The organism is Streptomyces albireticuli (assembly GCF_002192455.1).
GTDB classification, from domain to species: domain Bacteria; phylum Actinomycetota; class Actinomycetes; order Streptomycetales; family Streptomycetaceae; genus Streptomyces; species Streptomyces albireticuli_B.
Genome location: NZ_CP021744.1, coordinates 3602213 through 3624349, shown reverse-complemented (window position 1 = coordinate 3624349; position 22137 = coordinate 3602213). Strand labels below are relative to the sequence as shown.

19 protein-coding genes and 1 pseudogene are annotated in these 22137 nt (G+C 72.1%); 11 read left to right on the top strand and 9 right to left on the bottom strand.

Translation table 11 applies throughout. From position 1 onward, the window contains the following. The first annotated feature begins 6 nt into the window (after positions 1-6). From SMD11_RS15440 to SMD11_RS15415, 6 genes and pseudogenes are all read left to right on the top strand, one after another. A complete protein-coding gene (locus SMD11_RS15440) occupies positions 7-1131 on the top strand; it encodes a hypothetical protein (RefSeq protein ID WP_087927017.1) in 1125 nt (374 codons plus the stop codon). After that, positions 1128-2264, top strand: a complete 1137-nt coding sequence (locus SMD11_RS15435; protein WP_087927016.1) for a hypothetical protein — start codon at positions 1128-1130, stop codon at positions 2262-2264. The genes SMD11_RS15440 and SMD11_RS15435 overlap by 4 nt, the downstream gene beginning before the upstream one ends. Further along, on the top strand, positions 2264-2965 hold the full coding sequence (locus SMD11_RS15430) for a hypothetical protein (RefSeq protein WP_087927015.1): 702 nt from the start codon (positions 2264-2266) through the stop codon (positions 2963-2965). The genes SMD11_RS15435 and SMD11_RS15430 overlap by 1 nt, the downstream gene beginning before the upstream one ends. 133 nt (positions 2966-3098) lie before the next feature. Further along, the gene (locus tag SMD11_RS15425; protein WP_087927014.1) at positions 3099-3971 is read left to right on the top strand and encodes a peptidoglycan-binding protein; all 873 of its coding nucleotides are present in this window, start codon (positions 3099-3101) and stop codon (positions 3969-3971) included. 99 nt (positions 3972-4070) lie between these two features. Then, a pseudogene (locus tag SMD11_RS15420) lies at positions 4071-4277 on the top strand (hypothetical protein); the annotation flags it as partial. A 143-nt stretch (positions 4278-4420) separates the two neighbouring features. Further along, positions 4421-4696 carry a hypothetical protein gene (locus SMD11_RS15415; RefSeq protein ID WP_087927013.1) on the top strand — a complete coding sequence of 92 codons (276 nt, stop codon included), beginning with the start codon at positions 4421-4423 and terminating at the stop codon, positions 4694-4696. A 320-nt stretch (positions 4697-5016) separates the two neighbouring features. Here the strand turns inward: SMD11_RS15415 and SMD11_RS15410 are convergent, their stop codons facing one another. Further along, positions 5017-5691 carry a Crp/Fnr family transcriptional regulator gene (locus SMD11_RS15410; protein ID WP_030367278.1) on the bottom strand — a complete coding sequence of 225 codons (675 nt, stop codon included), beginning with the start codon at positions 5689-5691 and terminating at the stop codon, positions 5017-5019. A gap of 337 nt (positions 5692-6028) precedes the next feature. Here SMD11_RS15410 and nth point away from each other — a divergent pair, with 337 nt between their 5' ends. The 3 genes from nth to SMD11_RS15395 all read left to right on the top strand — a co-directional run bounded on the left by nth (position 6029) and on the right by SMD11_RS15395 (position 9039). After that, the gene (gene nth / locus SMD11_RS15405; RefSeq protein ID WP_234366050.1) at positions 6029-6964 is read left to right on the top strand and encodes an endonuclease III; all 936 of its coding nucleotides are present in this window, start codon (positions 6029-6031) and stop codon (positions 6962-6964) included. A gap of 110 nt (positions 6965-7074) precedes the next feature. Next, complete coding sequence (locus SMD11_RS15400) at positions 7075-7758, top strand: NUDIX hydrolase (protein WP_087927012.1); 684 nt, start codon at positions 7075-7077, stop codon at positions 7756-7758. A gap of 81 nt (positions 7759-7839) precedes the next feature. Beyond that, positions 7840-9039, top strand: a complete 1200-nt coding sequence (locus SMD11_RS15395) for a MarP family serine protease (RefSeq protein WP_087927011.1) — start codon at positions 7840-7842, stop codon at positions 9037-9039. Positions 9040-9120: 81 nt separating this feature from the next. Here the strand turns inward: SMD11_RS15395 and SMD11_RS15390 are convergent, their stop codons facing one another. The 6 genes from SMD11_RS15390 to SMD11_RS15365 all read right to left on the bottom strand — a co-directional run bounded on the left by SMD11_RS15390 (position 9121) and on the right by SMD11_RS15365 (position 17195). Beyond that, a complete protein-coding gene (locus SMD11_RS15390) occupies positions 9121-9330 on the bottom strand; it encodes a hypothetical protein (RefSeq protein WP_087927010.1) in 210 nt (69 codons plus the stop codon). Between the two features lie 128 nt (positions 9331-9458). Then, a complete protein-coding gene (locus SMD11_RS15385) occupies positions 9459-10526 on the bottom strand; it encodes an alpha/beta fold hydrolase (protein WP_234366049.1) in 1068 nt (355 codons plus the stop codon). After that, a complete protein-coding gene (locus SMD11_RS15380) occupies positions 10523-11026 on the bottom strand; it encodes a phage holin family protein (RefSeq protein ID WP_418952445.1) in 504 nt (167 codons plus the stop codon). Before SMD11_RS15380 ends, SMD11_RS15385 begins: the two co-directional genes overlap by 4 nt. 67 nt (positions 11027-11093) lie before the next feature. Continuing rightward, a complete protein-coding gene (nhaA, locus tag SMD11_RS15375; RefSeq protein WP_087927009.1) occupies positions 11094-12491 on the bottom strand; it encodes a Na+/H+ antiporter NhaA in 1398 nt (465 codons plus the stop codon). Positions 12492-12694: 203 nt separating this feature from the next. Continuing rightward, positions 12695-14662 carry an acetate--CoA ligase gene (gene acs / locus SMD11_RS15370; RefSeq protein WP_087927008.1) on the bottom strand — a complete coding sequence of 656 codons (1968 nt, stop codon included), beginning with the start codon at positions 14660-14662 and terminating at the stop codon, positions 12695-12697. Between the two features lie 220 nt (positions 14663-14882). Continuing rightward, entirely contained in the window at positions 14883-17195 is a 2313-nt protein-coding gene (locus SMD11_RS15365; protein WP_087927007.1) for a SulP family inorganic anion transporter, read from the bottom strand. A 287-nt stretch (positions 17196-17482) separates the two neighbouring features. On the opposite strand from SMD11_RS15365, the gene SMD11_RS15360 reads away from it, so the two are divergent. After that, positions 17483-18724, top strand: a complete 1242-nt coding sequence (locus SMD11_RS15360; protein ID WP_087927006.1) for a hypothetical protein — start codon at positions 17483-17485, stop codon at positions 18722-18724. On the opposite strand, the gene SMD11_RS15355 is transcribed toward SMD11_RS15360, so the two are convergent. After that, on the bottom strand, positions 18705-19697 hold the full coding sequence (locus tag SMD11_RS15355) for an ATP-binding protein (protein WP_087927005.1): 993 nt from the start codon (positions 19695-19697) through the stop codon (positions 18705-18707). The genes SMD11_RS15360 and SMD11_RS15355 overlap by 20 nt on opposite strands. Before the next feature lie 100 nt (positions 19698-19797). On the opposite strand from SMD11_RS15355, the gene SMD11_RS15350 reads away from it, so the two are divergent. Next, positions 19798-20619, top strand: coding sequence for an oxidoreductase (locus SMD11_RS15350; protein WP_087927004.1), 822 nt, complete (start codon positions 19798-19800; stop codon positions 20617-20619). Between the two features lie 369 nt (positions 20620-20988). On the opposite strand, the gene SMD11_RS15345 is transcribed toward SMD11_RS15350, so the two are convergent. Further along, entirely contained in the window at positions 20989-21834 is an 846-nt protein-coding gene (locus SMD11_RS15345; protein WP_087927003.1) for an HAD family hydrolase, read from the bottom strand. Between the last annotated feature and the right edge of the window lie 303 nt (positions 21835-22137).

The following is a 22137-nucleotide window of genomic DNA, read 5'->3' as shown; positions in this document are numbered from 1 at the left end:
GACGACATGACCGTACGCAGCGCGTGGTTGCAGAATCGTTCGGACGCCGACGGCGGACAGACCCGGGTCGACACACGGCTGGCCCCGACCGGCACGGCCGTCCCACAGGGCCCGCTGGCCTCACGGGACGGCGTCATCCCCGGCTCCGCCGACGGCAAGTTCGTCATCTCGGGGCTCACGGTGGTCAAGTCCGGGAACATGACGGCCCAGGTCACCCCCGGCCGCGCCCTGGTCCAGGGCAGCGACACCGCGGGGGCCTACCCCGTGGTCGTCACCGACTACGAGAACCTGACCTTCGCCGACGGCGACCCCGCCAACCCGCGGATCGACCTCGTCGTGCTGCGCGTGTACGACCAGCAGCAGGACGCGGGCACCGCGTCCCGGGCCGCCGTCGAGATCGTCAAGGGCACGCCCGCCGCCGTGCCGGCCGCCCCCGCGGCACCGCCCGCCTCGATCGCGCTGTACGCCGTGACCGTCCCGGTCGCCGCCTCGGCGGGCAACGGCGGCATCAACTGGAACACGGGTCTCGTCGACCGGCGGCGGGCGACCGTCGCGGCCGGCGGCATCGTCCCGTTCGCCGGCGGGACCACCTTCGCCGGCGCCTACCCGGGCCAGTACCGGGACTCCGGCAACGGCCTGGAGCGCTGGAACGGCACCGTCTGGTCCCCTTACCCGGCCCCGGCCGTGTGGAGCGACTACACGCCCGTCTGGCGGGCCGAGATCGGCACCGTGCAGCCCGCCGTCGGCAACGGCCTCCTCGCCGGCTCGGCCACGAAGATCGGCACCACCGTCCACGTGCGGATCTACCTCAAGATCGGTACCACCACGAACCTCGCCGCCCAGGACGCCAACGCCAACTGGTCGTTCTCGCTGCCCTACACGCCCGCGGCCACCCCCTGGAAGCTCGACGGCCGCTTCATCAGCGCCCTGGGGTACGACAGCGGCACCAACCCGCGCATGTGGTCCGGCACCGCCATGCTGTCCACCGCCAACGGCGGAGTCGTCCGCAGCATCCAGGACAGCGTCGGCCAGACCGACGGCAAGCCCGCCATCTGGGACAAGACGGCTCCTTACGCCTGGAAGGCCGGTGACGTCCTCACCCTGTGGGGCACCTACGAGTCCGCCTCATGACGACCCCCGCCGACGGCTACCGTGCCCTCTTCTGCGACCTGCGCTCCGACCAGGTGACCGATGCCTTCTCCCTTACGGAGGTCCAGTTCGACGACTACATAGGCAAGACCGGTTCGCTGACGGCCACCCTCCCATTGCCCGACGCGGCACTCGCCGAGCGGGCGAGGGCGGCGCTCCTGCCCGGCCGCACGGCCGTATGGCTGGAGCGCGGCAGCGAGATCTGGTGGGGCGGCGTCCTGTGGACGTCCACGCCCTCCGGTGACGAACGGGGCCGCATGCAGGTGCAGATCCAGGCGGGCACCTTCGACTCCTACCTGGACCACCGGATCTTCCTGCCGAGCCAGGACCGCGCCGACGCCGGCACCTTCGACGGCGGCGCTTTCGAGGGCGACCAGTTCGACATCGCGCGCCGCCTGATCGACAACCTCCAGCAGGCGCGCGGCGGTGACATCGGCATCGTCTACGGGACCGAGGTCTCCGGCGTGCGCCGCAGCCGCAAGGCCGACCTGACCGAGCTCAACCGGGGCCGGGAGCTCCTGGACAGCCTGGCGGGCATGGAGGACGGCTTCGAGTGGCGCATCCACTGCTACCGCGACCCGGAGACCGGCCGGCGCGTCAAGCTCCTCCAGCTCGGCCACCCGGTCATCACGGTGGGACAGACGGACATCGTCCTCGACCGGCCCGGACCCGTGCTGACGTACAGCCTGCCGGAGGACGCCACGCTCCAGGCCAACTTCTGGATCGCGCGCGGCGAGTCACCCAACCGCAACCAGACGGCCAAGTCCGTTCCGTCGGTCTCCACGGTGCCCCCGGACGAGAGCGACCTCAACGCGGGCTGGCCGCGCCTGGACGGCTCGTCCGACCACAGCGCCGTCACCGACGTGAAGGTCCTGAACGAGCTCGCCCGGGCCCAGCTCGCCCGCGCCCGCCGTCCGCAGACCATCCCGGAGATCACCATCCGCGTCGACGGCCGGGTGACACCCGCGCTGCTCGGCGCCGGCATCCGGCTGCGCGTGCACGACCTGTGGCACGCCGGAGGCACCAACGACCGCTACCGGGTCGTCGGCCTCGCCGTCACACCGCCCGCGCGCGGCCAGTACGAGACCGCGAAGCTCTACCTGGAGAGGTTCTGATGGCGGCCATACCGCTCGACCTGCTGGACCGCATCAGGGAACTGGAACGCCAGGTCCGCTCACTGATGGGCAGCGCCAACACCCGCCCGGCCCTGGACGAGATCATCGGCGGCCGGGTGGTCATCGGCCAGGGCGGCAGCCTCCAGGTCCTGGACACCGACGGATCGAGCATCTTCTACGTGGGCCGGGTCGGGCCCGACCACCCGGACGGCACGGCGCAGCAAGGGATGCTGCTGCGCCGCGAGGACGGCACCCTGGCGTTCGGCGTCTACACCACCGACCACGTGAACAACCGGGTCCAGCCGATCCGCATGTTCGACGTGAAGGGCAACGTGATCGTCGCGGACGACACCAAGGACCACGGTCTGGCGCGTCCCTTCCTCACCTACCCGCTGCCCACGACCGAGGACGTCGGCAAGTGGGACAACACCAACAAGACGACCTGGACGACGCTCTACCGGGGCAACGCGCTCACCCAGCACCCCAAGCTGTACGCCTACATCGCCGCGACCACCGCGGGAGAGGTCCGGCTGCTCGTCAACGGCAACCAGGTGGGACCCACGGCCAAGGGGGCGCTGGAGTTCACCGCGCCCATCGGGGTGCCCTTCGACTCCAGGATCGAGTTCCAGATCCAGGCGAAGGCCAACGCCAACAGCACCATCTGGGTATCGCCGCGCGCGCTCTACGGCGTGCAGTCCTGAGCGTCGCGCCGGAGCGCGACAGGCTTTCCCACGCCTCCCCTCCGGCCCTCACCACCGCATCCCCCGCGCGCACTCCGGCTCCGGAGTGCGCGCGGGGCCCGTTCCGCCGACCCCTCTCGCAAGGGAGTTCCGCATGTCCACACCCCTCACCGCGGACGGCTTCCTCGCCGCCCTGCGCGCCGAAGGCGTCCGAGTCGTCGAGCACGGCGACTGGCGCACGCACAACCGCAACCACGTCGGCCCCTGGGGGCCCGTCAACGGTGTGATGCTGCATCACACCGCGGGGACCGACAGCGTCGACCTCTGTTACGACGGCATGGACGACCTGCCCGGCCCGCTGTGCATCGGCGTCCTCACCAAGGACGGCGCCGTGCACCTCGTCGGGTACGGGCGTACGAACCACGCCGGCCGCGGCGCGTACGCGACCTACCAGGCCGTCTGCGCCGAGACCCGTACGCCGTCCCGGCCGGGGCCCGACGCCGTCGACGGCAACGTCCACTTCTACGGCTTCGAGATCGAGAACCTCGGCGACGGCGACGACCCCTACCCGGACGCCCAGCTGGCCACCGTGGAGCGCGTCTCCGCCGCCCTCTGCCGGGCGCACGGCTGGGGCGCGGCGAGCGTCGTCGGCCACAAGGAGTGGACCGCCCGCAAGATCGACCCGTCCTTCTCGATGCCGGGGATGCGGGACCGGATCGCGCGCCGGCTGGCCGCCGGTCCGGGCCCGGCCCCTTCCCCCGGCCCCGGTGGCGCGGGGGGCTACGAGCCCTTCCCCGGTGCCGGGTTCTTCGCCGACGGGCGGGAGAGCGCGGTGATCACCGCGATGGGCCGCCGGCTGGTCGCCGAGGGCTGCGGCCGGTACTCCGTCGGGCCCGGCCCGGAGTGGACGGACGCCGACCGGGCCTCGTACGCCGCCTGGCAGCGCCGGCTCGGCTTCTCGGGTGCGGACGCCGACGGGATACCGGGCCGCGTCAGCTGGGACCGGCTGAAGGTGCCGCGCTCCTGACGACCGGGCCGCGCCGGACCCCCGCCGGCCCGACCGGATCCTTACCGGGCGTCCGGCCCGCCCTTCTCGGGAACCCGACTGGGAAAGGACCTCACCACCATGTCCGAAGCCGCCAAGCGCACCGCCCGCACGGTCCTTCAGACCGCGGTCGGCATCGCGCTCGTCCTGCCCGCCGTCGTCGACGCGTCGGGCGTCCCCGCCGCCCTGCCCTGGGTGGCCGGGGCCCTCGCCGTCGCGGGCGGCCTGACCCGCGTCATGGCCCTGCCCGGCGTCCAGGCGCTGCTGCCCGGATGGCTGCGCACCGACGCCGGAGCCCGCCGCGACGAGGAGCTGATCGCCCTCGTCGACCGGGAACGGGACCACCACCCGGACCCCGGGACCGGCCCCGCGGGTGCGGTCGCCGACGGCCGTACCCCGGGCGCCGGCCCGGCCGGGTACCGGCGTCGCCCATGACACCTCTGACCCGCTCACCGTCGGCGGACGACGCCGCGGCCGTCGCCCTGGAACTGGAGCGGATGCGCGGCACCATGGAGGCCGGCTTCGCCCGGGTCGACGGCTCGCTCGCGCTGCTGGTGCAGCGCAGCGACCAGAGCGACCGCCAGCTCGCCGATCATGAGAGCCGCCTGGACGCCCTGGAACGCGGCCGGTGGCCTCTTCCCTCACTGGCCGCCCTTACGGGCCTGCTGGCCCTGCTCACGGCCCTTTACGGCACCTTCGCGCGGTGAGGTGCCGCCCGCCGGGTGCGGTCGGGGCGCGGGTGGCGGCGTGCCTTCCGTGACGGCGCGTTTCCGGTGACGGCCTTGTCGGCGAGGCCGCCGGCCTCCGCGCCTGTTCTCCCGGACCGTGCCGCCCGTTCGTCTGCGGACCCGTTCGTCCCCGAGCCCGTCCCTCGCCGCCCCGTCCGGATCGCTCGCCCGTCGGTCTTCGGGACGTCCGGCTCGCGCGACCGCACGCCGAAGGCCCCCGCCGTTCCCGGCGGGGGCCTTCGATGCGTTCACGGGTGCGTTCCCTCACGGGCGCACCGGGGGCGTACGCCCCCTTCGCGTCAGCGGGACCGCTTGGCGAGCCGCTCCACGTCCAGCAGGATCACCGCGCGGGCCTCCAGCCGGAGCCAGCCGCGGCCGGCGAAGTCCGCGAGCGCCTTGTTGACCGTCTCGCGGGAGGCGCCGACCAGCTGGGCCAGCTCCTCCTGCGTGAGGTCGTGCACCACGTGGATGCCTTCCTCGGACTGCACGCCGAAGCGGCGCGACAGGTCCAGGAGCGCCTTGGCGACCCGGCCGGGGACGTCGGAGAAGACGAGGTCCGACATCGAGTCGTTGGTCCGGCGCAGGCGGCGCGCGACGGCGCGCAGCAGCGCGGTCGCCACCTCGGGCCGGGCGTTGAGCCAGGGCTGGAGGTCGCCGTGGCCCAGGCCGAGCAGCTTGACCTCGGTCAGGGCGGTGGCGGTGGCGGTGCGCGGTCCGGGGTCGAAGAGCGACAGCTCCCCGATGAGCTCGCCCGGGCCGAGGACGGCCAGCATGTTCTCGCGGCCGTCCGGGGAGGTGCGGTGGAGCTTCACCTTGCCCTCGGTCACCACGTAGAGCCGGTCACCGGGGTCCCCTTCGTGGAACAGGGCGTCGCCCCTCGCGAGGGTCGCCTCGCCCATGGAGGCGCGCAGCTCAGCGGCCTGCTCGTCATCGAGCGCCGCGAAAAGCGGGGCGCGCCGCAGAACGTCGTCCACGAGTTCTCTCCTTGTCGACATGCACAGAGGACCGTGGTCCCCATGATGCCCGTCGGTAAAACTGTGTGATCAAACACAAGTGTCGCGCATCGTCGCCGGAAGCCCTACGGCAGGGGTCCGATCGGGCTGCGGTTTTCCCGCGCGCGGGCAGGATGTCGGCGCCGGGCTTTAGTCTGGCCGGGTGTCCAATACGCCGGTGAGAGCACAGGGCAAGGGGGCCGGAAGGGTGACCCGGCCGCAGGATTCCGCTGTGGGCGAACGCCTGCCCGCGAAAAAGACGAAAGCCGCGAGCGACCCCAAAATGCCGAAGGCGAAGACGGCCGAACGGGGAGATGGAATGACTTCTTCCGATTCTCCTTCCGGGAAATCCACGGGATCCGGGAAGGCCGCGACCAGGACCGGCGCCAAGGCCGCCGCCACCAGATCCGGCACGAGGACCGGCACCGAGCCCGCCGCGAAATCCGGCACCGGGGCCGGCCGTGGGAAGGCTCCCGAAGCGGGCACCAGGCCCGAGTCCCGGACCGCCCTCGTCCGCCGTGCCCGCCGGATCAACCGCGAGCTCGCCGAGGTCTATCCCTACGCCCACCCCGAGCTCGACTTCGAGAATTCCTTCGAGCTGCTGGTCGCCACGGTCCTCTCCGCCCAGACCACCGACCTCAGGGTCAACCAGACCACCCCCGCCCTCTTCGCCGCCTACCCGACGCCCGAGGACATGGCCGCCGCCGATCCGGAGGCGCTGGAGCAGCTGATCCGGCCGACGGGCTTCTTCCGCGCCAAGGCCAAGTCGCTCATAGGGCTCTCCACCGCCCTGCGGGACCGCTTCGACGGTGAGGTGCCGGGCCGCCTGGAGGACCTGGTGTCGCTGCCCGGCGTCGGCCGCAAGACCGCCAACGTCGTCCTGGGCAACGCCTTCGGCGTTCCCGGGATCACCGTGGACACCCACTTCGGGCGGCTCGTCCGGCGCTGGAAGTGGACCGACGAGACGGACCCGGAGAAGGTCGAGGCCGTGATCTGCGACCTCTTCCCGAAGAGCGAGTGGACGATGCTCTCGCACCGCGTCGTCTTCCACGGCCGGCGCATCTGCCACTCCCGCAAGCCCGCCTGCGGCGCCTGCCCCATCGCCCCGCTCTGCCCGTCCTACGGCGAGGGCGAGACGGACCCGGACAAGGCCAGGAAGCTCCTGAAGTACGAGAAGGGCGGCCTGCCGGGCCAGCGGCTCAAGCCCCCGCCGGACTACCCGGGCCTGCCGGCCGCTCCCCTGGGAGCCGCATGACCACCCGATGACGTGCCGGAGGGGCCGGCCGCGGAGGCCCGCCCGGGGGCCGTCCGCCGCCCGCTCCGAAGCGCCCGCCCAGTGACCGCACCACAGCCGAGGGGACACGTATGACGAGCACGTACGGCCAGCGGGCCACCATCACCGCCGAAGGGCTGCCCGAGTGGCTGGAGCCCGTGGCGCGCGCCTCGGAGACGATCGAGCCCCACCAGCTCAGCCGCTTCCTGCCCCCCGACAAGGGTGGCCGGCAGTCCGCCGTGCTCATCCTCTTCGGCGACGGCCCCAAGGGCCCCGAACTGCTCCTGATGGAGCGCTCGGGCACGCTGCGCTCGCACGCGGGCCAGCCGTCCTTCCCCGGCGGCGCCCTCGACCCCGGGGACGGCGACCCGGCCGGCGGCGGCCTGGTGCGGGCCGCGCTGCGCGAGGCGGAGGAGGAGACCGGCCTCGACCCGTCCGGGGTGCAGATCTTCGGGGTGCTCCCGCAGCTCTACATCCCGGTGAGCGGCTTCGTCGTGACTCCCGTCCTCGGCTGGTGGCGTGAGCCCAGCCCGGTCGCCCCCGTCGACCAGGCCGAGACCGCCCGCGTCTTCACCGTGCCCGTGGCCGAGCTGACCGACCCGGGGAACCGGGCGACGGCCAAGCACCCCAGCGGTCACACCGGCCCCGCTTTCCAGGTCGGCGGCGCGCTCGTATGGGGGTTCACCGCAGGCGTGATCGACCGGATCCTGCACTACGCGGGCTGGGAACTGCCCTGGGACCGGGCCCGGCAGGTCCCGCTGGACTGGCGGGCCTGAAGGGCATGAGACGGTGATCCAGGCCCCACCGCACGCGGGGCCGACGCCACCGCCGACAACATCATTGCGAGGCATCTCCCGGTGAACGTGCTGGACATCGTGCTGCTGGTCGCCGCCGTGTGGTTCGCCGTCGTCGGCTACCGCCAGGGCTTCGTCGTCGGGGTGCTGTCCGTGATCGGGTTCGTCGGCGGCGGACTGGTCGCCGTCTATCTGCTGCCCCTGATCTGGGACAGCGCGACCGGCGAGGCCACCCCGGGCATATGGGCCGCCGTCGCGGCCGTCGTGATCATCATCGTGTGCGCCTCGATCGGCCAGGCCGCGACCACGCACCTGGGCAACAAGCTCCGCCGCCACATCACCTGGTCGCCCGCCCGCGCGCTCGACGCCACCGGCGGCGCGCTCGTCAACGTCCTGGCGATGCTGCTGGTCGCCTGGCTCATCGGCTCCGCGCTCGCCGGCACCTCGCTGCCGACCCTCGGTAAGGAGGTCCGCAACTCCAAGGTGCTGCTCGGCGTCGCACGGGTCGTCCCGGCGCAGGCCAACACCTGGTTCGCCGACTTCAGCACCGCGCTCGCGCAGAACGGCTTCCCGCAGGTCTTCGCGCCCTTCTCCACCGAGCCCATCACCTCCGTGCCGGCGCCCGACCCGAGGCTCGCCTCCAGCCCCGTCGCCACGGATGCCCAGCGCAGCATCGTCAAGGTCGTCGGCACCGCGCCCAGCTGCGGCAAGGTCCTGGAGGGCACCGGCTTCGTCTTCGCCCCGCACCGGGTGATGACCAACGCCCACGTCGTCGGGGGCGTCGACGAGCCGACCGTCCAGGTCGGCGGCCAGGGCAGGCACTACGACGCGAAGGTCGTCCTCTACGACTGGAAGCGCGACATCGCCGTCCTCGACGTGCCGCAGCTCCGGGCGCCGGTCCTCGACTTCGCCGACTCCGACGCCGAGACGGGCCGCAGCGCCATCGTCGCGGGCTTCCCCGAGAACGGCTCCTACGACGTCCGCGCCGCGCGCATCCGCAGCCGCGTCCAGGCCAACGGTCCGGACATCTACCACCGCGGCAACGTCCGCCGCGACGTCTACTCCCTCTACACCACCGTGCGCCAGGGCAACTCCGGCGGACCGCTGCTCACCCCGGATGGCAAGGTCTACGGCGTGGTCTTCGCGAAGTCCCTCGACGACGCCGACACCGGCTACGCCCTCACGGCCGACGAAGTGCGACAGGACGCCCTCAGCGGCCGTACGGCCACCGGGAGGGTGAACACCCAGGGCTGCGCCCTCTGAGCCCCATGAGGCCCCTCGGACGGATGTGGGGCGGGTACCCCGAGGGGTGCCCGCCCGGTCCGTTGGAGCGCCGCGGAGCCGTCAGCGGCCGCGCGGATGGTGACGCAGCCGCGCCGACACCCAGCGGGCTCGCCGGCGGATGATCCGCGGGATGCCGATGAGCGGGTCGGGCCCGGCCACCGGCCGGTGCTCACCCCGCGCCCTCTCGGCCACCTCGCTCACAGCCACTGCGGCGTCGCCCTCGGCGCCCCGCTCCTGCGTCACGTCTCGGTAGTCGTGCGTCCAGCCCATACAGAGCTCTGTGCCCGGCCCCAAAGGTCGGTAATCGCCCCGGGGTCCACCGATTGGCCTATGCGCCGGGCAATTGGCCGTTCGGAGAACGGACGTTCCGTCGCGCTCGGCGGTGCGCCGACCGGGTCTCAGCGGTCCGGTTCCGGGTCCTTGAGCCAGTTGACCAGCTCCGTCGAGAACGCCACCGGATCCTCCTCATGGGGGAAGTGTCCGAGTCCGTCGAACAGCCGCCAGCGGTAGGGCGCCTCCACGTACTCCCCGGACCCCGCCGCGCTGCGCGTGCGCATCACCGGATCGAGGGAACCGTGCAGATGCAGCGTCGGCACCCGCACCGGGCGCTTCATCCGGCGGTTGAACTGGAGACCGTCCGGCCGCGCCATCGACCGCACCATCCAGCGGTACGGCTCGATCGAGCAGTGGGCCGTCGACGGGATCGACATGGCGTGGCGGTACGTGTCGACCGCCGCGTCGTCCGGCAGCCGGGGGCCCGACCACTCCCGTACCAGCCGCCCCACCAGCGCCGCGTCGTCCGCGACCAGCCGGCGCTCCGGCAGCCAGGGGCGCTGGAAGCCCCAGATGTAGGAGCCCGCCGCGCTCTGCTTGACGTCGGCCAGCATCGACGAACGCCAGCGGCGCGGGTGCGGCATCGAGGACACCGCGAGCCTGCGCACCAGCTTCGGGCGCATCACCGCCGCCGTCCACGCCAGATATCCGCCCAGGTCATGGCCGACCAGCGCGGCGTCCGGCTCCCCGAGGGAGCGGATCACGCCGGTGATGTCGAGGGCGAGGTTGGCCGGGTCGTAGCCGCGCGGGGTGCGGTCGCTGCCGCCCACCCCGCGCAGGTCCATCGCCACGGCCCGGAAACCCGCCTCCGCGAGCGCCGGCAGCTGGTGCCGCCACGTCCACCAGAACTGCGGGAACCCGTGCAGCAGCAGCACCAGCGGCCCCTCGCCCATCTCGGCGATGTGGAACCGCGCGCCGTTCGCCGCCACGTCCCGGTGGGTCCACGGCCCCGCGGCCCGGACGACCGAGGCGGGGGAGGGCGCCGGCGGTGGGGAGGGCGCGGCCGCACCCCCCGGCCCGGCGGTCACGGCCGGGCCTTCGGGGCCCCGCGGGCCGCCCGGCGCGGCCGGGACGGCCCGCTCGCCGGGGTCGGGGTCGGACGCGGGCGCTGCGGGGGAATCGGGCACCGTCATACGGTCGAGCGTGTCACAGATGCGTCCGCCGTACCCGTACCTGTGAGCGGCCGCGGATGCGGCTTGACCGTGCCCAGCACGGCGGCGGTCTGCTTCGCCGAGGCGATGCTCTTCTCGGGCTTGCTGACCTTCTTGAACCGGCCCACCGCGAGCAGCCCCAGCAGGGCCGCGATCAGCAGGAACGCACCGCCGATGATCAGGAACGACCAGGCCAGACCGAGACCGAGGTTGTGGATCCCGTACGCGGCCGCGAAGCTCAGCACCGGGAGTGAGAACAGCGCCAGCGTGCCGGCCGCGGCGATCGCGCCACCGCCGATGCCGACCCGCTTCGCGTCCTGCCGCAGCTCGGCCTTGGCCAGCGCGATCTCGTCGTGCACCAGCGCGGACAGCTCGGTGGTGGCCGTCGCCACCAGTTGGCCGAGGCTGCGGTCCGTGCCCATCGCACCGGCTGCCGCGCCGGCCTCCGTGCCGGTCGCCGCACCGTCGTCGGCTGCGCTCATCGGCTGCTCCCTCATCGTCATCAGCTTCGTCGTCCGCGGTCTTTCAGCGGATGTAAAGACTCTCAGATCATGCCGGACCGTCGTCGCCGGTGGTGCGGCCGGCGGCGACTTCCGCCAGTCTTCTGTGTTCCGCGGCCTTCGCCTCAAGGATCGCGGCCATCCGAAGGTGGTATTCCGGATTGTCCTGTTCGTAGATGTCGGGGATGCCGTCGAGGTCCTCGTCGCGGTCCTCGTCCGCGCAGAGCTTCTTGTACTTGTTGTCCCGCAGTTTCAGCAGGACGCTCGCGAGCACCGCCGCTATCAGGGAGCCGATGAGCACGGCCGCCTTGATCTCGTCGGTCATCAGCTGGTCGCCGTCGAAGGCGAGCTCGCCGATCAGCAGGGACACCGTGAAGCCGATGCCGGCGAGGGAGGCGACGGCCAGCACGTCCGGCCACTTGAGGTCCGGATTGAGCGTCGCCCTGGTGAACCGCGCCGCCAGCCACGTACCGCCGAAGACGCCGACCGCCTTGCCGACCACCAGACCGAGGACGACACCCAGCGTCTCGGGCTTGGTGAAGACGTCCGACAGCGCGCCGCCGGAGATGGCGACGCCCGCCGAGAAGAGGGCGAACAGCGGCACGGCCAGGCCGGCGGACAGGGGGCGCACGAGGTGCTCGATGTGCTCGCCCGGGGAGTACGCCTCGCCCTCGTGACGGTGGCAGCGCAGCATCAGGCCCATCGCGACACCGGCGATCGTCGCGTGGACGCCGCTGTTGTACATCAGTGCCCAGTTGGCGAGGCCCAGCGGAACGTAGACGTACCAGCCGCGGACGCCCTTGCGGAGCAGCAGCCAGAAGACCGCCAGGCCCACGACGGCCAGGGCGAGGGCGGTGAAGTTCAGCGAGGAGGTGAAGAAGATCGCGATGATCAGGATGGCGAAGAGGTCGTCGACGACGGCGAGCGTCAGCAGGAACGCCCGCAGGGCCGACGGCAGCGAGGTGCCGATGACGGCCAGGACGGCCAGCGCGAAGGCGATGTCGGTGGCGGTGGGCACGGCCCAGCCCGCCGTCGAGCCGCCGCCGGTGGAGACGACCGTGAGGTAGACGAGCGCGGGCACGGCCATGCCGCAGACCGCGGCGACCACCGGGAGGACGGCCGCCTTGGGATCGCGCAGCTCGCCCGCTACCAGCTCGCGCTTGAGCTCGATGCCCGCGACGAAGAAGAAGACGGCGAGCAGGCCGTCGGCCGCCCAGTGCTGGAGGGAGAGGTGCAGACCCAGCGAGCCGGGGCCGAAGTGGAACGCGCGCACCGACTCGTAGCTGTCCCGGATCGGGGTGTTCGCCCAGAGCAGTGCGGCGATGGCGGCCGCCAGCAGCAGCACACCGCCCACGGTCTCGGTACGCAGGGCGTCGGCCAGGTAATTCCGCTCGGGCAGCGGCAACCGGCCGAGGAAGACGGAGCGGCGGTTCTTGGGCGCGGCCACGGCGGTGGACCTCCTGGGGGTCGACTGGATACACGTGTGCTGTGTGCCGACCAGACTTCCCGGCGCGCCCTTGATTCTTGTCGCGATCTTTACGCGACCAGTACTTACCTTAGCCCGAAAGCGTGAGGGGCACCCGGCCGGTTGCCGGGTGCCCCTTCTGCGTACGCGCTCGGGTACACGCCCCGAACAGGTGGTTTCCCTGGTCAGTCCTCGCTGGAGGCGGCCGGGAGCTGGGACTGGATGAGGGTCATGACGGAGGAGTCGGTCAAGGTGGTCACGTCGCCGAGGGTGCGGTTCTCGGCCACGTCGCGCAGCAGGCGGCGCATGATCTTCCCGGAGCGGGTCTTGGGCAGCTCGGCGACGGGGAGGATGCGCTTGGGCTTGGCGATGGGCCCGAGCTGCTTGCCGACGTGGGCGCGCAGTTCCTCGACGAGGCCTTCCTCGTTGGCGTCGGCGTCGCCGCGGAGGATGACGAAGGCGCAGATGGCCTGGGTGGTCTGGGGGTCGGTGGCGCCGACGACGGCGGCTTCGGCGACCTTGGGGTGGGAGACGAGGGCGGATTCCACTTCGGTGGTGGAGATGTTGTGGCCGGAGACGAGCATGACGTCGTCGACGCGGCCGAGGAGCCAGATGTCGCCGTCCTCGTCCTTCTTGGCGCCGTCGCCCGCGAAGTACTTGTGCTCGAAGCGGGACCAGTAGGTGTCGAGGTAGCGCTGGTCGTCGCCCCAGATGGTGCGGAGCATCGAGGGCCACGGTTCGGTGAGGACGAGGTAGCCGCCGGAGCCGTTGGCCACCTCGCGGGCGTCGTCGTCGACGACGGTCGCGGCGATGCCGGGGAGGGGGACCTGGGCCGAGCCGGGCTTGGTCTCGGTGACGCCGGGCAGCGGGCTGATCATGATGCCGCCGGTCTCGGTCTGCCACCAGGTGTCGACGACCGGGGTGCGGTCGGCGCCGATGTGCTTGCGGTACCAGACCCAGGCCTCGGGGTTGATGGGCTCGCCCACCGAGCCCAGGATCCGCAGGCTGCTGAGGTCGAACTTGGCGGGGATGTCGTCGCCCCACTTCATCGCGGCCCGGATCGCGGTGGGCGCGGTGTAGAGGATGGTGACGCCGTACTTCTGGACGATCTCCCACCAGCGGCCCTGGTGGGGGCTGTCGGGGGTGCCCTCGTAGAGGACCTCGGTCGCGCCGTTGCTCAAGGGTCCGTAGACGATGTAGGAGTGGCCGGTCACCCAGCCGACGTCGGCCGTGCACCAGAAGACGTCGGTCTCCGGCTTGAGGTCGAAGACGGCGTGGTGGGTGTACGAGATCTGGGTGAGGTAGCCGCCGGTGGTGTGGAGGATGCCCTTCGGCTTACCCGTGGTGCCCGAGGTGTAGAGGATGAACAGCGGGTGCTCGGCGTCGAAGGCCTGGGGCGTGTGCTGGTCGGACTGGGATCCGACCAGGTCGTGCCACCACACGTCGCGGCCCTCGGTCCAGGCGATGTCCTCCTGGCCGGTGCGGCGGACGACGAGGACGCTGCGGACGTGTCCGGTGCCGGGGCGGGTCAGGGCCTCGTCGACGGCGGGCTTGAGCGCGGAGGGCTTGCCGCGCCGGTAACCGCCGTCGGCGGTGATGACGACACGGGCGTCGGCGTCGTTGATCCGGGTCGCGAGGGCGTCCGCGGAGAAGCCGCCGAAGACCAGCGAGTGCGGGGCGCCGATGCGGGCGCAGGCCAGCATCGAGACGACGGCCTCGGGGATCATCGGAAGGTAGATCGCGACCCGGTCGCCCGCCTGGACGCCCAGTGCGATCAGGGCGTTCGCGGCCTTGGAGACCTCGCGCTGGAGCTCGGCGTAGGTGAGGGTGCGGGTGTCGCCGGGCTCGCCCTCGAAGTGGATGGCCACCCGGTCGCCCAGGCCGTTCTCCACATGGCGGTCGACGCAGTTGTACGCCACGTTGAGCCGGCCGTCGGCGAACCACTTGGCGAACGGCGGGTTCGACCAGTCCAGGGTCTCGGTCGGCTCGGTCTCCCAGCTCAGGCGGCGGGCCTGCGCGGCCCAGAAGCCCAGCCGGTCAGCCTTCGCCCGCTCGTACGCCTCCGCGGAGACATTGGCCTTCGCGGCCAGGTCCGCAGGCGGTGCGAAGCGGCGCTCCTCCTTCAAGAGGTTGGCCAGGCTTTCGTTGCTCACGACATCTCCCTTTCCCAGGGTGCCCGTTGTGTCCCGGGCCATAGCTCATCAGCCCGGGGCACACCCTGACAAGGGTTGTTGGCAAAAATTGGTTTAGACCTGTATATGCGCGTGTTGTGCGAGGTCGGAGGCGTGCGGGGGACGGGCGCGGTGGCGGACCTCGCTCGGCGGCCGGCACGGGGCCGGACCGTCCGCGCACCGGCCCGGCCGGGCGCCACGGTCAGACCGTGTCGAGGACTTCGGGCCGCACGGCCTGGAAGGTCCGCGAGCGGCTGTCGAGCACATACGCCTGTGCCTCGGCCACATGGAAGTACATGCCCTGGAGCTGGAGCGTCCCCTCCGCAACCCTACGGGCGACGCACGCGTGGGCCATCAGGTGATCGAGCTGCTGCATCACATTGACGAGCGCGAGCCGCTCGACGTCGTCCGCCACGGGCCGGTCGGCCAGGGCGACCTCGCCGCGCCCCAGCCGGCCGATCCGCCCCATACGGGCCAGGCTCGGGCGCCCGTGCCGCAGCCAGCGGGTGAGCGGGGTCTGCTGCGCGCCGGGCTCCTGGCCCGCCGAGCCCAGCAGGGCCTGCATCGCCCCGCAGCCGGAATGCCCGCACACGGTGATGCTGCCGACCCGCAGGACCTCCACCGCGTACTCCACGGCGGCGCCGACCGAGTCGCAGGTGCCGTCGGAGCCCGGGGGCGGCATCAGATTGCCGACATTGCGCACGGTGAACAGATCGCCCGGCCCGCTGGAGGTGATCATGCTGGTGACCAGGCGGGAGTCCGCGCAGGTGAGGAAGAGCTGGGTCGGACGCTGGCCCTCGCGGGCGAGCCGCGCCAGCTCCTCCCGGACCAGCGGCGCGGTGTTGCGCTGGAAGGCGCTGACGCCGCCCAGCAACTGCCGCCCGCCCGCGGCGCCCTCGGCCGACGGGGGGCGCGTGCAGTGGTGGTTGCGCCAGGGGGTCCAGGGCCGGCAGGCGTGGGCGCTGGCGGGCTCGGCGATCGGCTGCCCGCCGCGGCCCCGGAGCGTCACCCAACCGCCCTGGGCCCGATGGGCGTTCGTCCAGGACTGGAGGGCGTCGTACGCCGCGTGGTCCATGAAGGAGCCGCCCAGCTCCACCACGGCGCTGGCCTCCTTGGGTACCTGCGCGAGCGCCCGGCTCAGCCGGGGCACCGCCAGGAACGTCAACTGCCCGCTGACGCGGACGACGTAGAGCTCCTTCTCCTCGTCCACCGTGATGCGCGTGTGGGTGAGGCGGCGCAAGGACAGGAACGCGGTGACCACGATGCCGACGGCGAGCCCCTGGAGCACTCCGAACAGCACCACGGCCCCGAGCGTGGCCGCGTACATCGGGAACTCACGGTGGCGCTGTACGTGCTTGATGTGGGCGAGGCTGACCATCTTCACGCCCGCCGCCATGACGAGGGCGGCCAGCGCGGCCAGCGGGATCAGCTCCAGGATCCCGGCGAGCAGCCCCGCGCAGACGAGGACCCACACGCCGTGCAGCACGGTGGACTTCCGGGTGGCGGCGCCGGCCTCGACGTTCGCCGCGCCGCGGATCGCGCCGCCCGCGATCGGCAGCCCGCAGAGCAGCCCGGAGACCACGTTCGCCGCGCCCTGTCCGGTCAGTTCGCGGTCCAGGTCGGCGGGGCCGCCGTGCGGATCGGGCCGGCCGGCGCGCAGGCGGTCCACCGCCACCGCGGACAGCAGCGACTCCATGCTCGCGACCAGGGTGACCGTCAGGACCGCGGCGAAGACCCCGAGCGCCGGCCCGTCCGGCAGCGCGGGCAGCGCCTGGAGCTCCCAGCGGGGCAGGGAGACCCGGGGCACGGCCATGCCGACGCTCGCCGCGGTGGCCACGACGACTGCCGCCAGCGGCGCCGGGACCGTACGGATCCGCCGGCCCGCGCGACCGGGCAGACGGGGCCAGGTCACGAGCACGGCCACCGTGATCGCGCCGACCAGCAGGGCGGGCGGGTGGAGACCGGCCAGCTGGGCGGGCAGCGCCGCGAGGTTCTCCAGCGCGGAGCTGTTCGGGCTGTCGCCCAGGACGACGTGCAGCTGTCCCAGCGCGATCGTGACGCCGATGCCGGCGAGCATGCCGTGGACGATCGCCGGGCTGACGGCGAGCGCGGCGCGGGCCACCCGCGCGGCCCCGAGGGCGAGTTGGGCCAGGCCGGCGAGGGCGGTGATCGCGCAGGTCGCCCGCCAGCCGTAGCGCTGCACGAGCTCCGCGGTCACCACGACCAGTCCCGTGGCGGCCCCGCTGACCTGGAGCGGCGCACCGCCGAGCAGCCCCGAGACGATGCCGCCGACCGCGGCCGCGATCAGCCCCGCCTGGAGCGGCGCGCCGGTCGCCAGCGCGATGCCCAGGGAGAGGGGCACGGCGATCAGGAAGATGACCACGGAGGCGGAGAGATCCTGCCGCCAGGTGGACCGGCTCCGTGGAGCCTCGGGGTCTTCCGGGTTGGCCGGGCGTTCCCGCGCGGGTGGGGGTGGCTGTGCGGAGTCATGCGTCTGCGACGGCTGAGGGTGCATGGTCGTTCCCGTCTTCGTCGGGCGGCGCGGCCGCAGGGGACGCGGTCGTGGTCACGGCGTGCAGCGGCGGGAGTGCTGCGATGGCGGGCTTATCTCAACTCTCGGTAAACGAATCGTAATGGAGAGTAAAGATCGCAGGGAAGAGCGGCCGGTCCAATGGAGGCGCGGTTCCTTCTATCGGGTGAATATGTACTTTTATGCGCTCGTCATTCCTTTGGTTCCGGTCGTGCGTGCGACCGTGAGCCTGCTGGCCGGGCCGGCCCGCGAACCGAAGGCTGAGGTGGCAGATGGCCGCTGCATGGCGAGTGGCGCTGGGCGGTCTCACGGCGCTGGCTCTGGCGACGGGGGCGGCGGGCTGCTCCGGCGGTGAGCGACCGGAGGGCGCCGAGACCCCGGCCCGGGGCGCCGACGAGGAGACGGCCCGGCGCCCGGCCCGCCTCATCGGGGACGGCTCCACGGCGGAGACCGGCCCCCAGCCGCATCAGCCCCGGCCCGAGCGGCTCCAACCCCGCCACAAGCCGCCGCAGTTCGTCGTCTTCTCCTGGGACGGCGCCGGGGAGGACAAGCAGAAGCTGTTCTCCCACTTCCGCGGCGTCGGCAAGAGGCACCACGCCACCATGACCTACTTCCTCAGCGGCGTGTACATGCTCCCCACCGACCGCAGAAGGCTGTACGACCCGCCCCGGCACCGGCGGGGGGCGTCCGACATCGGCTTCAACGACATCAAGGGAGTCAAGGACACCGTCGCGCAGCTCCGCGGTGCCTGGCTCGACGGCAACGAGATCGGCACCCACTTCAACGGCCACTTCTGCGGGCCCCGCGACGGCGTGGGCACCTGGTCGGTGAAGGAGTGGAAGAGCGAGATCCGGCAGGCGGAGTCCTTCGTCGCGCATTGGAGGACCAACGCCCGTCTCAAGGGCGAGCCGCCGCTGCCCTTCGACTACAGCAAGGAACTCGTGGGCGGCCGCGCCCCCTGCCTGGAGGGTCAGCGCCGGCTCGTCCCGGCCGCCAAGGCCATGGGCTTCCGCTACGACGCCAGCTCGATCGGCGGCCGGCAGGTGTGGCCGCGCAGGATCGGCGGGCTCTGGGATTTCCCGCTCCAGGACATCCCCGTGCCCGGCCGTGGATTCGAGACGCTGGCCATGGACTACAACTTCCTCGCCAACCAGTCCGGCGGCCGCACCCGGGGCGATCCGTCCCGGCACCGGGCCTGGGGCGAGCAGTTCCGCGAGGGCCTCCTCGCCGGATTCGACCGCGCGTACTACGGCAACCGGGCCCCGCTGTTCATCGGCGACCACTTCGAGTCCTGGAACGGCGGCACCTATATGCGCGCCGTCGAGAGCACCATCGGGACGGTCTGTGCGAAGGACGGCGTGCGCTGCGTGTCCTTCAAACAGCTCGCCGACTGGATGGACGCACAGGACCCGAAGCTGCTCGCGCAGCTCCGGGCCCTGGACGTCGGGGAGAAGCCGAAGGGCGGCTGGGGCCGGTTCCCCGCCGCCCGGCCGGTCAAGCGGGCTGCGGGGTAGAGGCCCACCGCTCGTCCAGCACGAAGGAGGGGTCGACCTGTGCCGCCAGGTCGGCGCCTGTACGGGCGTTCCCCCAGCTCTCCGCGTTCTTCAGGTGGAAGTGCACCATCTGGCGGGTGTAGCGCTGCCAGTCCCGGAGCTCGTACGCGCCGTCCGCCGTCTCCCGGAGGGTGCGCAGCGCCGCGCGGTTGGCCTCTTCCAGCAGGCCGAAGCGGGGCGGCCGGCCCTTCTCCATGGCGCGCACCCAGTCGGAGTGGCCGACCGTCACCAGCAGGTCGTCGCCGACCTCCTCGCGGAGGAAGTCCAGGTCGTCGGGGCCCTGCACCTTGTTGCCCACGACCTTCAGGCTGATGCCGAAGTCCCGTGCGTACTCCTTGTACTGACGGTAGACGGACACCCCCTTGCGGGTGGGCTCGGCCACCAGGAACGTCATGTCGAAACGGGTGAACATCCCGGACGCGAAGGAGTCGCTGCCCGCGGTCATGTCGACGACGACGTACTCGCCGGGCCCGTCGACCAGGTGGTTCAGGCACAGCTCCACGGCGCCGACCTTGGAGTGGTAGCAGGCCACCCCGAGGTCCGACTCGGTGAAGGGGCCGGTCGCCATCAGGCGGACCGGGTCGCCGTCGTCCAGCGGGACGGTCCTGGCGCACGCCTCGTAGACCGGGTTGTCCTCGCAGACCCGCAGCAGCCGGGAGCCCTCACCCGGCGGTGTCGTCTTGATCATCGTCTCCGGGGAGGCGATCCGGGGGTTGGTGCCGCGCAGGTACTCCTTGATCAGGGGGAGCTGGGCGCCCATCGCGGGCAGGGCGGCGGCCGCCTCGTCGTCCAGTCCGAGCGCCGCCCCGAGGTGCTGATTGATGTCGGCGTCGACGGCGACGACGGGGACGCGGTCCGCGGCGAGATGGCGGATGAACAGGGAGGACAGCGTGGTCTTGCCGCTGCCGCCCTTGCCTACGAAAGCGATCTTCATGTTCACCAAGCGTAGGGTGATGGCCGCGGAAAGTGAGAGCCGCGCGTGAAGAAGACCACTCCTTCGAGGGGTGTGAACCCGAAGTGCGTAGGGTCTACCCATGAGTACGACAGCCGATCCGCTCGCCGCCCTGGGCTCGCTCCCGGGCGTGGCCGACTCCGTGGACTCCGTGCGCAAGGCGGTGGACCGCGTCTACGGCCACCGGGTGATGCGCCGCCGCAGCAATGAGATCGCCTCCGAGGCCGCGCTGCGCGGGGCGCGCGGCTCGGCGGCGCTGTCCGGTGCCGACTGGGAACTCGAAGAAGTACGCCGCCGCTCCGACTTCAGCGTCGAGGGCGAGCCGCGGACGGTGGGCGCGGCCCTGCGGCTGACCGCCGAGGCGGGCCAGCTGCTGAGCGTGTGGCGGCAGTCGCCGCTGCGGGTGCTGGCCAGGCTGCACCTGGTGGCCGCGAGCGGAGCCCGCGCCGACGAGACGGTGGGGCGGCCCCGGCTGGCGGGCGAGCCGGTCGACGAGCCGCGGATCGAACTGCCGCTGCCGAGCGCCGGCGAGGTGGCCGGGCGGCTGGAGGGGCTGGCCGGACTGCTCCTCGCGGGCAGCGAGGCGCCGGCGCTGGTGACGGCGGCCGTGGTGCACGGAGAGCTGCTCGCGCTGCGCCCGTTCGGGTCGTGCAACGGGCTGGTCGCGCGGGCCGCCGAGCGGATCGTGCTCGTCGGCAGTGGCCTCGACCCCAAGTCGGTCTGCCCGGCCGAGGTGGGACACGCCGAATTGGGCCGTGCGGCCTACACGGCGGCGCTCGAAGGGTATGTGTCGGGGACTCCGGAGGGGGTCGCCGGCTGGATCGCGCACTGCGGGCGTGCTGTCGAGCTGGGGGTGCGCGAGAGCGTCGCGGTGTGCGAAGCGCTCCAGCGGGGCGCCGCCTGACGCCATCCGCCGCCGGGCCCCGCGGCGGGCCCGAAGCGGTGCGGTGACCGCCTCCGCGAGGGGGCGGGGTCCGGGACAGGGTTGCGGCGGTACCGGTCAAGTCTGGTACCGCCGCTGGCATGTTCGCCGGGTTACCATGCGTGCACGATGTTTGCCCATCAGGCTGGGGACTTCGCCCATGCCTGGTGCGGCTGGCCCGTAATCGACGGGTCGGCGTCGCGTGGGTGCCCGACGTTCATGCGCGGTCCGTGGGCCATGGTGCGTGAAGGGCTTCCTCTCGGATGTCCCTGGTCTCGCGGGCCGTTGATTCCTTTCTACTCCTGTAGTCGTCGAAGCGGAAGGCCAAGCCGCAGATCTTTGCTTTTGGCCTCAAAATCGGGCAATGCGGATGGCCGGCTCGCGCCTTCGGCTGGCGAGCCAGACCAGGCCCGCAGTGGCCGCCGCCGCGCCGACCGCCGCGGCCGCGACCAGGGCCGGCCGGGAGGGCATGGACAGGGCCGGCACCCGCTGCTTGAGCCGCACCGGGTGGTCGAAGGAGAGGATCGGCCAGTCGCGGGCGACGGCCTCGCGGCGCAGGCCCCGGTCGGGGTTGACCGCGTGCGGATGCCCCACCGTCTCCAGCATGGGTACGTCCGTCACGGAATCGCTGTAGGCGTAGCACCGCGCCAGGTCGTATCCCTCGGACCGGGCCAGGGCGCGGATCGCCTCGGCCTTGGTGGGGCCGTAGGCGTAGTAGGCGATCTCGCCGGTGAAGGCGCCGTCCTCGACGACCATGCGGGTGGCGACCACGCGGTCCGCGCCGAGGAGTTCACCGATGGGCTCGACGACCTCGGCGCCGGAGGTGCTCACGATGACCACGTCGCGGCCGGCTGTGTGGTGTGCTTCGATGAGGGAGGCGGCTTCGTCGTAAATGATCGGGTCGATGAGTTCGTGCAGGGTCTCCGCCACGATCTCGCGGACCTGCTGGACATTCCATCCTCGGCAGAGCGCGGAGAGATACTCGCGCATCCGCTCCATCTGGTCATGATCGGCGCCGCCCGCCAGGAACACGAACTGCGCGTATGCGGTTCGCAGGACGGCGCGGCGGTTGATCAAGCCGCCTTGGTAGAAGGACTTGCTGAAGGTGAGCGTGCTCGACTTCGCAATGACCGTCTTGTCCAGATCAAAGAACGCGGCTGTCCGGGACAACGAGTGGTTTTCCACGCGCCCGAGCATAGGCGCCCTCCATTCGGCGTAAGCTGAGGCGTGTGGGTTTGCCTGAGAAGGCTCTCGGGTACACCATGGAAGTCACGGATCGTTCGCGACCGTGTCTAACCCGGCCCGACTCCTCCCCCCCCCCCGAGTCGGCCGTGGGGACGACCCCCGCTCTCCCCCCCGGCGGGGGTCGTCGCATGTCCGGATACTTTTCCGGGCCCGGCATCCGATCTCCCTTCCGCCCGTGCGCCTTCGCGTCGCTCCAAGCGCGCCGCTCCCCCATCCTTGATACACGTCACGCTACGTAATCGGGACGCCGCTCTG